Consider the following 11,943-nt stretch of genomic DNA (forward strand, 5'->3'; position numbering starts at 1 on the left):
CCGCTCTTTTAAACTATCACCAATTTTTTGCTAATGCGAAAAATTTAGCGTATTTATAATTATGAATAACTTTTGAATGGTTAAAAACCTTTCCATTTGAAAGAAAAACAGTTTCTTCAGTAACCATCGATGGATCTTCTTCTTTCAACTGGAGATACTCACTGTCTAATTTAGATAACTTTTCAACATAAATATATTTATCAGCAAAACCAATCGATAGTTTTAAATCATGTTCAATATAATTATAAATAGAAGCTTCAGCGATTTCTTTTCCAAGATAGGGAATAATATTTTTATTAAAATAACTATATTCAATTGAAAAAGGTTCATTTTCAACATAACGAATGCGATTAACAAAATAAACAGGGGTGCCTATTTCACATTGAAGGCTACGGCTTATTTCTTCATCTGCTTTTAATTGTTCTAGCTTAATCATTTTAGACTGTATTTTTTTGTTTTTAAACTCTTCTTTAAATCCCCTGATGGAATTAATCGTAATCGTATCCGGATAGATCGGTTTACGAATATAAATACCGCTCCCTTGGACTCGATAAAGAATGCTTTTATCAACCAATACATCAACAGCATTTCGTAACGTATTTCTACTAACGCTATATTCCGTTATCAAATCTTCTTCTATCGGTAAACGAAGTTCATCTTTGTATTTCCCATGTGTAATTTCCTCTAAAAGTTGATCTGCAACTAGTCTATATTTCCTCATTATTTTTCCTCATTTCAATAGTTTTTGACTGCTATCCTTTGTTAGTATAGCGAAAAAAAAAGGATTAAGCCAATACTGGCTTAACCCTTTTCTTTTCGTTTATAGAGTCGTTTCTTTTGCTACATTCAAATCAAATTGATCGTCTTCTATTTTTGCTTCTATCTTACCTTCTTCTAGCAAGAATAGTTTGTCTTGTTTGATTAGGAAAGGATAATAAATCCCAGCAGATGCAAAGATAATGGTCAATTGAATAGTTAATCCTTGCCAACCACTTAAAAGAAAGCCTGATATTAATGGGGGTGTCGTCCAAGGAACTTGAACCGCCGTAAAGGGATGAATAAAACCAATGACAATCGCTCCATAAGTGATTAACACCGCTGTTATCGGAACTAGAATAAATGGAATTAACATGATTGGATTAAATACAATCGGTAAGCCATAAATAACAGGTTCATTAATGTTAAACAAACTAGGGACAATAGAAATTTTAGAAATTTCCTTTAAGCGTTGTGATTTAGCAAACAGTAATGCTGCTATTAATAAGCCAAGTGTAATTCCTTGTCCGCCAAATTTAGCAAATACATCAATTAATTGAACAGTCATAATCTTAGCATTCTCTCCAACGATAAGTTCTTGACCTGAATCAAGAATCTTTTGGTTATCTAATGCGTTAGCCGTTAGAATAGGTCCCATGATTCCCATGACAATATTGGGTCCATGAATACCAGCCCAGAAAAGAATAGACATTAAGAACGTGATGAAAAGTCCACCGGGTAGTGTATCAGAAACGTTTTGAATCGGTGTTTGAAGCAGTTTGAAAATAAGTGCAGTTAAAGATACTCCAGCAAATTTACTTGTCAATGTATACACGACCATTGAACCGAACATAATAACAACTCCTGGTATCATAGCAGAAAATGCATTTGCTACACCGGCAGGCACTGTTTCAGGCATTTTTATTCGGATATCACGTTTAATAAAGAATGTAAAAGTCTTAGCCACTATAATAGCAACTATGATAGCCGTGATGATGCCATTTCCACCTGTCCATCCTTTAGGTATCACTCCGGTTACTGTTTCGCCACTTTCAGTAATCACAAAAGAATCAGTCAAAATCAAAAAGGATACTAGAGATAAAATAGCTGTACTAATGGGATCAATTTTTTCATTCTTAGCATACGTGTAAGAAATTCCTAATACAGCAACTATTGCTAGGATATCAAACGTTGAACCAGCTACTTGATTTAAGGGCGCAGACCAATCACTACCAAATAAACTTGACATCCAAGTATCCCATTTAGGAATTGGAAAATTAGCAATTAAAAGAAAGAGCGAACCTACAAGGGTAATGGGCATGGTTAGTAAGAATCCATCTTTTACGGCCATCATTGTTTTTGTATTCACTAATTTCAAAAACGGATCAAGCATTTTATTAAACAGATCATTAATTTTATTCATTTTTTTCCTCCAAGTTTACATTTTTATTATTAACAACTGTTATATGTTCTCTCCACGTGTCGCAATAACCTCTTGATACCAATAAAACGAATCTTTTTTCTTACGGTTTAACTGATTTTTGTGATCCACATAAATAAAACCGTATTGCTTTTTGTATCCATTTAACCAACTTAACAAGTCAATAACTGACCAAGCAAAGTAACCTTTGATATTAAGGTCTTCTGAAATACCTTTTTTCACAAATTTCAGATGCTTTTCAATATATTCAATCCGAGCGATATCTTTAATCTCGCCTTCAACAATTGGATCTTCATCTCCTAAACCATTCTCAGTAATATAGATTGGAATATTGCCATAATGTTCTTTTAATAAATGAAGTCCATCTAATAATGCCTCCGGTGAAATTTCCCAACCCCATTTAGTATATGAATGATTAGGCATTTTAACTGTTTGGTAACCCCCATCATAAGAAACAGCTCCAGCTCCGCCAGTACTAGATTCTCTTGTTATTTCTCTTGCAGATTTTGAATCATTTGCAATGACGCGCATTGGTTGATAATAATTAATTCCAATAAAGTCATTTAGTGGGGCTGCTTTTAATAAAATCTCTTGATCTTCTTGAGACAATTCAAAATCGTAACCTTTTTCTTTTAATTCAGTTAATACGTATTCTGGATAAGTTCCTTTTAAAATTGGGTCATAGTATAAGAATGTATCAAACATATTCGCATGATCAGCAGCTTCTTTACTAGATTCTTTGTCATCTGCAGGAAAAGCTGGATTAAAAACATGCGTAATTCCAATATCTCCTTGATAACCTGAATCCTTAAAATTCAACACCACCTTGGCGTGAGTTAAGAAAACATTGTGTAAAACTTGATAGTAGTTTTTAAAATCATTTAACCGACCTGGCGGGTGTGCTCCAAAAATATAGCCATGACGAGAAAAGATAACGGTCTCATTAAATGTAATCCAGTGCTTAACACGATCGCCAAAAGCTTTAAAACAAGTATCAGCATATTGTTCAAATGCTTTTAATGTTCTTTCATTTGTCCAACCACCATTTTGTTCTAGTTCTTGAGGCAAATCCCAATGATAAAGTGTAACAAAAGGAATGATATTGTGTTTCAAACATTCATTGATCACATCATTGTAAAAATCTAACCCTTTTTGATTTAATTCTCCATCACCGTTAGGATAAATCCTTGTCCACGCAATTGAAAAACGGTAAGAATCAAGTCCCATTTCAGCCATTAAAGCGATATCTTCTTTATAACGATGATAGTGATCTACAGCAACATCTCCATTGGTTCCCTGATATGTTTTCCCTTCTATCTTTGAAAATACATCCCAGTTTGAAACCCCTTTACCGTCTTCATTCCATGCACCTTCAACTTGATAAGAAGCTGACGCAGCTCCAAATAAGAAATCATTTGAAAATTTCATTATATTCCTCCTTTTAGTACCTACTACAAAAATTCATACCAATGAATCTATAAGTTAATTATAATCTTTTTTCTTCATTTGTAAACCCTTTCTTCCATCTTTTTAAAAAAACCTTATTCTTTCCCAATTTAGACAAAAGAAACTCCCATTAAGTGTACCGTTTTTCACGGTTTTTACTTTAAAGGGAGTGTAGAAAGAATCAACAAGCTTGCCGACGCTTTAGCTGTATTAAATTTTATATAGATTCTCTAATCTTGACCTACTTCTAAATAGCGGTACAGGTTAATATCTATTGGTTCGGAAAATTTCAGTTCCATCTCGACAACTTTTTTCTTCCCTCCATCTTGAGTTGGTTTTTCTAATTCAATAATAGTAGCTTTTATAGGTTTTACATTTCCCAAGTAATAGAATTCTGTTCCTTCATTATCTGATTTTTTAGCAAAAACTCGTATTATCCAATCTTCAGGATGCATCAACTTTTGAACTTCAGGGGATTTCAATGATCTTGGAGCTTTTGTGAACCACTTCATCGTTGAGGCATCTAGCAATTCATCTTCATAAGCCATCTGAGCTCCAGAAAAACTTTCACCTTTTTTTAGCGTAACGAAGATAACAAACTCGCCATTACTAGCCGTATAGCCGCCAATATTTTGATCAACCATTTGCTGTTGCCAATTCAACAATCGCAAAACATCTTTCCGCTTATATTTTTGAAAACGAGTTAACGGTTCTATAGATGAATAGTTAATAGACTTCAACTTCCCTGTTTCAAGAATGTCTATTAATAATTTCATGAAATATGGATTGCTCATTTCTTTTTTGAATAACGATGATAAGCGAATTTGATTCTCTATTTTTTCAATAAATACCTTTTGGCCATAAGCTTTAGCTAAAGACCCCGTATAAAAAGTTAAATCTAGTGTATTCAACACAGATTGCACAATATCATCATTTGCTGGGAGAGATTGTTGTTCAAATAACTGTTCGATTTCTTCTAAAGATAACGCTCTTGTCGGATCAATCATTAATCTTTCCAATAGAACTAATTCTTGCCTTCGCATTCCTGGTAACAATTCTCGTGAAGCTATCATTAAGAACGTATTTGCTGTTTTAGAGATTGTTGCTTCATTTTGCTTCATACTTTCTAAGAAACCATAATAACTAGATTTTTTATTGGCTATCAATAAAGGTTCCAATGTTTGCTGCTCTTGAAAATCTTTCAGATAAGGAACTCGTCCAAGACGATTAAAAAGTAATTGGAAATTTTTTCTTAATTCACTCATACTGTCCATTGCTACTTTATTAATGGATGTAAAAATTTGTTGTTTCGCAATTTTCTCGAAATTCACAGAAGAAATACCCGATATGAAATTGGTATCAAATGTATCCTTACGCAAATTATTCTTGTCTCTTGACGTATCTCCAGATAAAGCCATCGGTATCATATAATTATTTTTGTAATTTCCGATAAAATCAATCACTGTAACAAATTCTTTTGAAGGGTCTTTTCTTAGTCCTCGTCCTAGTTGTTGGATAAAGATAATACTCGATTGTGTATTTCTAAGCATCACAACTTGATTAATTTTGGGAATATCAATTCCTTCATTAAATATATCTACTGTGAAAATATATTCAATCTCTCCCGATTCTAAACGTTCGACCTCTTTTTCTCGCTCTTCTAGTGAATGATCCCCTGAAAGATACGAACTAGGACGTCCTTTCTGATTGAAGGACATTGCTAGCGTTTGGGCTTCCTGTTTACGGCTGCAAAAAATTAAACCTTTACGAGTATTACCGGAGCAACCATAATAAGTGAGTTTCTCCAATAAATACGTTACTCGCTCTTCTTCAACCAAATATTTTAGATCTGTCGCTTCAGAAATCAATTCTCCATTTCTTTCATAATCCGTTACTCCAAAATAATGAAATGGGCAAAGCATCTCTTCTTCTAATGCTTCTTGAAGGCGGATCTCATAGGCAATAGTGTAATCAAAAAGTTCAAAAATATTAAAGCCGTCCGTTCGTTCCGGAGTGGCTGTCATACCCAATAAGAATTTAGGTTGAAAGTAATCTATTACATGGTGATAAGACTGTGCCCCAGCTTTATGCACCTCATCAATCAATATATAATCAAAATAATCTTTAGAAAATTGCTTTAAAGTAAGCTCTTTTGAAATCGTTTGTACGGTTGCAAAAAGATATTTTGCATTTACTTCTTTTTTATTTCCTGACAAGATTCCAAAGTCTTCATTCTGTCCACCAAGAATTTTTTGATAATCACTTTTTGCTTTATTTAATATTTGTTCTCGATGGACAATAAATAATACTTTTTCGGGTTTAGCTTGTAATACATCAAAAGCAGATAAATACGTTTTCCCTGTACCTGTAGCAGAAATAACAAGCCCTTTTTCAGCTCCAGTTTCTCTCAACTTTTGTAGATTTGATAAAGCAACTTTTTGCATTTTATTCGGCAAGATGTAAGGCGTAGTATCATCTGTTAACAATTGTTCTTGAACAGTCGCTATCTCTTTAAAATAAGTGGTTGGTTGATACAATTTTTTGTAGTTCAAAATCCATTCTGCTGTTAGTAATTCAGCTGCTTGCCATTCTTTTTCCATGTTTGCTTGAATGTCTTGAATCATTTGTCCATGATCATACGAAGTCAAACGGACATTCCACTCGTAATTAATTTTTAAGGCACTCATAGTTAAATTAGAACTGCCAATAATAAAAGAATGATAACCATATTGTTTGAAGAGATACCCTTTAGAATGAAATCCTTGTTTTTTTGAAATACGCACTTCCACATTAGGAATATTTAGCAAATCTTCAAACACAGCTGGCTGATTAAAAGCTAAGTAAATAGAAGTTAAAATTTTCCCCTTGATCTTTTGACTATGTAAATCTGCTAGCTGAGTTTTTAATGCAGCTAATCCATCTTGAGTTACAAAAGCTACTGAAAAAAAGAACTCCTTACAGGTGTTTAATTCATCTTGTAAAGCATTCAACATGTATTGTTTAGTTTCCGTATCATTTATAATAATTTTAGGATCATATAAGGATCCTTCAATTCTTTGATCCATAAAAGCTTTTTTTAAAGAACGTTCTAACACATCAGTCATTATGTCTCATTTCTTTCATTAATTTTTTAACTGCCGGTATATCCGCCGGTGCCCACTCTAAACTATCTAATTCAGATGGGTTTAACCATTTCACTTCCATGTGTTCTGTTAATTTTGGTCTTCCTTTTTTTAATAAACAAATAAAAGTGGTTAACTTTACTAAACCAAAGTCGTAAGGATAAATTGTTTCTTCATATTTTTCAGATTGTATTTCTACTTCAATCATTAGCTCTTCTTTTAATTCTCGTACTAATGCTTCCTGTGGAGTTTCGCCAATTTCGATTTTCCCTCCTGGAAATTCCCATAATTTCGACAAGGTTTTAGTCTCGCCTCTTTGGGCACATAAAATCCGGTCGTCTTCTATTAAAATAGCACCTACAACATTTATTTGTTTCATTTTATTGTTCTCCTTTCTTTTTTGTTTATAATCTCATTTTAGCATAGCCATCCTAAATTCAGGTGCTTATTTTATATATAAACTACTTAAGAAAATATATCTGCTCTTTTTATGAGTGTCCTATTTAAAAAAGAACTATTCCTAGATATAAAGGAATAGCTCTTTAAATTTCCACATTAAATGTTTACGTAGTTAATTTGTTGCGTCCGAACAAGTTCAAAAGTAGCCAATTTATCCAAGTTTAAGTTTCCCCTATGCCTATCTACTGCAGTCAACTGATTATTCTCATAGGTTTTATAATAATAAATTCCTTTATCCGCGTTCATGCAACAAGCATAAGAGGTAATGTCATTCTTCCCTTCTTTAGTGAGTGCACTGCCACGAACCATAGCTACCGAATCGAGGATATGAAAAAATTGAGACAAATTCGCATTCTCATTATCGTCAAATACTGCATTCATTTTATGAAAAGCTGCTCTAACAAACCGAGATGCTGGCGACACATCCCTGGCAAGCCAATTCCTCCCATTCCTACTCCATAAGGTTTTAACTTACTTGCGAGGCTAAATCGATTTTCAGGATAGTGTGCTGTCAGATTTAAATAATTAGTCATATTCATTTTATGAAATTCGAACGGAGGATTATTGGTTAAGACGCCAGATGGATTATCGTGTATCCTTAATCCATCCTCCATCGGTTCTACCACGATACAATAATTTCGATCTGCAATCATCCAGTGTAGTGACGCTAGAGGAATCTGGTCGTTAAAAGGAATATTAACTAGATTGGTTTCTTGCAGTACGGCTTTTGCTTCTTCAACAGTCACACAAGTCCCTAATACCCATGGAATGAGTTCAAAAGGAGTAATATTAAACCGATCCTCTTTCTCCTCTAAATAAACCGCATTTCCCGGGAAATTTAACCCAGCTATAGAAAGACCTTTTTCATTTGTTGCTTCGGCATATAGCGGATAATCATCAATTACCGTTGCCATTCCAATTAAAGCATAATGACTTTGCATATCCTCATATCGTTTTAAATTAAACGGAAATTTACGTGGTGTAACCACTACTTTTTCATTAAATGAACACTCGATATCCATATTTCTTCCAAAATAGAAATTTTCATTTTTATAAGTAATGGATGTGCACATTTTCATTCCTCCTATTTCAATTAAACTGAATTAAAAAATGACTAACATAACCAACTTTTTAACTAACTTATTTAAAGAATAAATCTATCTCTTCTACTCGAGATTGTCCTACCACAAAAGATAATTAGTTAAAAACTATATGAAGAATCTATTATTAAATGAACCTATTGAAATGAATTTCGCTTTAATTCCCGAAGTTCTTTTTAAGTTTCAAATTAGAACTTCCTTTTTTAACTGGCCAACGCAAAACTAAAAAAACCCGCTCAACTAGAAGTTGAACGGACTTTGTAAATAAATCTAACTTTTCAAAATTTTGAACTTATCAACACCCTTTGACAAAAAGTCATGATAGAAAGATAAGATAGTTTATACTTATTTAGCTATGCTAGTTTCACCAGTTATAGTTTCTCCATCAAAAGTTGATGCATCCATTAATTCTTGAGAATCAAATGTAACGTTTCCTTCAACTGTTGAGTTAGCAAGAGTAAAGCCTTCTGCTTTAACTAAAACGTCGCCAGTAACTGTTCCATTTTCTATTTTAAAGTTTGGAGATTCAACGATTATTGTTGGGACAGTTAAATTATATTCATCTGTCACATTACGATCTTCATCTTGTGCATACAAAGCCAGTTTACGGTAAATATCTGTACTTTCATCATCTTTATCATAGAAAGTTCCAGAAACAACTAGGTCTTCTGTTAACGTAACGTCGTCTGTTACTGCGAAAATCCAACTACCTTCTGCACTGAGTCCTGCAAGCAGATCTTCTGGTTTACTACTGATAGATGCACCAGAAACAACTTCAGTACTCTCAGAAACTGAAGAAGCCATTGATTCTTTATCCGCTGTATCTTCATTGTTTCCACAACCTGCCAACACTATAATAAATGATGCACAAAGACCGATGAATAACAATCTTTTTCTATTTGATTTATTAAACATATTGTTTTACCCCCATTTTTTTATTCGTTTACAAAGCTATTAAAACAACATTACAGAAAAATAAGTAGTATAAATAACTTCATTCATATTATACAACTCATTTGTGAATTACTCAACTTGTTTAGTAAAAAAAAAAAAAAACCCTTATTTTAATAGAATCCCAACTTCTTTGTTCATAATTACGTAATAATTAGTTCATTTAGTTCACTTTTCTATTCTCAAAAAAATACACCTATACTTTATTTGTAGCCACTTGCTTAATATGTTTATCTTGATAATAGCTAGTGCTGTTTTAAAAAAAGCGCCTAGAATCCAGTGATTCTAGGCTTAAACAATGTCTCAAATCGGGTATTTAAAAAATATAGCTTTTGATCATTTAAAAAGCAACATGGTGATTTTATTTTTTCTTTTTATTTGATTTTCTTTTATTTGATCTCTTTTTCCAAATTGATTTAAACGAACGTTTAAGCACATCAAAGAAACTTAAAGAGTGCACAATTCGATCTGGTTCGATATATACTTTAATTGCTTGAAGAACTTTTTTGGGTTTTTTTGAAGAGAATGTGTAGGTACCATTTTTTTTTGTTTCAAGGGCATAACGGGGAATCCATTTCCCTTTAAACATCACAGAAGCAACGACAAGATTGACTTCCTCCCACGGTATTTGAATAAACTTACGTGGATCACGCGCATGATAAAATTCAAAACCATTGTCCCCTATCATAATTTTCCCATAATCTGTTAATCCAGTAAAAGCGGTGGCGTCTATTACCAAATCTACCTTTGTATTAATTGATTCAACCATTTTATCCGCTCCATTTCATTTATCTCGTTTTTCCTATTATACCTTTTCCAACTAGTTAAACCAATACAAAAAGTGGCTGAGAACAAACTCAACCACTTTAGTGTGTGTGGAGTATTTAATTCCACAAATTTTTGTCGGTTTACACTTTTATGATTATAAAAGTCCGATTACATGTCCACCAATACCAACTACGAATAAACCAAGAATGATAATGATTGGGCTAACTTTTTTGTTTAATAACCACATACAAAAGAATGTTAATCCTAATGCTGCTAATCCAGGGATTAACTGGTCTAAGTTATTTTGTAAAGTTGTAACGTTTGTAGCAGATAATGCCATTCCTGAGTTAACTTGTTCTATCGCTTGACGAACGCCCTCGCCACCTGCAGGAAGTTGATCCCATTCGATATAAGCGCCTTGATCTAATTGAACTCTAGAAACAACCGGCTGGAAGTTAATGGATACCCACCGCTGTACTAACGCAGCTAAAACGAACATACCAAGGATAGAGGCACCTTTAGTGACATCTTGTAATAATCCGCCAGAAAGGTCATCGGTAATTTTAGAACCGGCTTTATAGCCAAATTCTTGTGTGTACCACATGAAGCCCCAACGAATGATATTCCAAGCTACGAAGAAAATAATGGGTCCAAGAATATTTCCAGCTAATGCTAATGATGCACCTAAAGCACCTAACATCGGACGTACGGTAAACCAGAATACTGGATCGCCGACACCAGCCAACGGTCCCATCATTCCTACTTTTACCCCTTGAATCGCAACATCATCAACTGGCATACCATTTGCACGTTCTTCTTCTAGTGCTAAAGTAACTCCAAGAATTGGTGAAGCAATATATGGGTGAGTGTTAAAGAATTCTAAGTGACGTTTTAATGCTGCTGCACGATCTTCTTTTGTTGTGTATAATTTTTTAATTGCGGGAATCATTGAGAAAGCCCAACCACCATTTTGCATACGTTCATAGTTCCAAGATCCTTGGATAAATGTAGAGCGCCACGCAACGGCTAAACGATCTCTTTTAGTTAATGTAATTTTTTCTACCATGTCTGTTCTCCTCCTTCAGAATTAATAATCGTTTAAGATCTCGCCAAGTGGATCGCCTGAGTTGCCGCCACCGCCATTTGATGATCCTCCCATTTTAGAAAGGTTCAAGTAAATTAGAGCTAATGATACACCTATTGCTCCAAGTGCAATAAGAGTTAATTGAGAAATTGCTGCTACTACGAAACCAATAACAAAGAATGGCCATACTTCTTTTGTTGCCATCATGTTGATAACTAGAGCATAACCAACTGCAACGACCATTCCTCCGCCAATTGCCATACCTTCTGTTAACCATGCAGGCATTGATTCTAAGAATGATTGAACGGATTGTGCAGGAAGAAATAAAAGTGCTCCTGCTGGGATTGCAATACGAACACCTTGCATACATACTGCTCCAATTTGTAACCATTCGATTTTTCTGAAATTGCCTTCTTCAGCTGCTGTATCCATTAAATGTACGATAGGCACAGCTAATGTACGAACAACCATTGTTAAGAAAAGACCTGCTACTGCAAGTGGAACTGCGATTGCGATTGCTGATGGAACTCCAGCAACGCCTTGTCCACCTAATACTAAAATAATTGCTGATGCAACTGATGCTAATGCAGCATCTGGTGCTACGGCTGCTCCAATGTTTGCCCAACCAAGTGCAATCATTTGAAGTGTTCCTCCAAGAATAATAGCAGCGGTTAGATTTCCTGTAACTAAACCGATTAATGTACATGCGACTAATGGTTGGTGGAATTGAAATTCATCTAAAATCCCTTCCATACCAGCTAAAAATGCGATAAATATTACTAAAATAATGGATATAATAGACATAATAGGCCTCCT

The 11,943-nt window shown here is 34.0% G+C and carries 9 protein-coding genes and 1 pseudogene; all 10 read right to left on the reverse strand.

The window, feature by feature from the left end; translation table 11 throughout:
• Positions 1-16: 16 nt before the first annotated feature.
• The 10 genes and pseudogenes from BR44_RS05065 to BR44_RS05110 all read right to left on the reverse strand — a co-directional run bounded on the left by BR44_RS05065 (position 17) and on the right by BR44_RS05110 (position 11,931).
• Entirely contained in the window at positions 17-721 is a 705-nt protein-coding gene (locus tag BR44_RS05065) for a GntR family transcriptional regulator (protein WP_034550980.1), read from the reverse strand.
• 99 nt (positions 722-820) lie between these two features.
• Complete coding sequence (locus tag BR44_RS05070) at positions 821-2,179, reverse strand: PTS sugar transporter subunit IIC (protein WP_034550982.1); 1,359 nt, start codon at positions 2,177-2,179, stop codon at positions 821-823.
• Between the two features lie 39 nt (positions 2,180-2,218).
• Positions 2,219-3,625: a glycoside hydrolase family 1 protein gene (locus tag BR44_RS05075; RefSeq protein WP_034550983.1), complete on the reverse strand. Its 1,407-nt coding sequence runs from the start codon at positions 3,623-3,625 to the stop codon at positions 2,219-2,221.
• Positions 3,626-3,873: 248 nt separating this feature from the next.
• Entirely contained in the window at positions 3,874-6,747 is a 2,874-nt protein-coding gene (locus BR44_RS05080) for a DEAD/DEAH box helicase (RefSeq protein WP_034550985.1), read from the reverse strand.
• Positions 6,740-7,144 (reverse strand): (deoxy)nucleoside triphosphate pyrophosphohydrolase, encoded by a 405-nt coding sequence (locus BR44_RS05085; RefSeq protein WP_034550986.1) that lies wholly within the window; start codon positions 7,142-7,144, stop codon positions 6,740-6,742. Before BR44_RS05085 ends, BR44_RS05080 begins: the two co-directional genes overlap by 8 nt.
• A gap of 176 nt (positions 7,145-7,320) precedes the next feature.
• Positions 7,321-8,297 (reverse strand): annotated as a pseudogene (bsh, locus tag BR44_RS05090) (choloylglycine hydrolase).
• Between the two features lie 372 nt (positions 8,298-8,669).
• On the reverse strand, positions 8,670-9,239 hold the full coding sequence (locus BR44_RS05095; RefSeq protein ID WP_051912533.1) for a hypothetical protein: 570 nt from the start codon (positions 9,237-9,239) through the stop codon (positions 8,670-8,672).
• A 397-nt stretch (positions 9,240-9,636) separates the two neighbouring features.
• Positions 9,637-10,044, reverse strand: coding sequence for a DUF956 family protein (locus tag BR44_RS05100; RefSeq protein ID WP_034550989.1), 408 nt, complete (start codon positions 10,042-10,044; stop codon positions 9,637-9,639).
• A 153-nt stretch (positions 10,045-10,197) separates the two neighbouring features.
• Positions 10,198-11,109 carry a PTS system mannose/fructose/sorbose family transporter subunit IID gene (locus tag BR44_RS05105; protein WP_034550991.1) on the reverse strand — a complete coding sequence of 304 codons (912 nt, stop codon included), beginning with the start codon at positions 11,107-11,109 and terminating at the stop codon, positions 10,198-10,200.
• Between the two features lie 21 nt (positions 11,110-11,130).
• On the reverse strand, positions 11,131-11,931 hold the full coding sequence (locus BR44_RS05110; RefSeq protein ID WP_034550993.1) for a PTS mannose/fructose/sorbose transporter subunit IIC: 801 nt from the start codon (positions 11,929-11,931) through the stop codon (positions 11,131-11,133).
• Positions 11,932-11,943: the final 12 nt, after the last annotated feature.

This window comes from Carnobacterium funditum DSM 5970 (genome assembly GCF_000744185.1).
Taxonomy (GTDB): Bacteria; Bacillota; Bacilli; order Lactobacillales; family Carnobacteriaceae; genus Carnobacterium_A; species Carnobacterium_A funditum.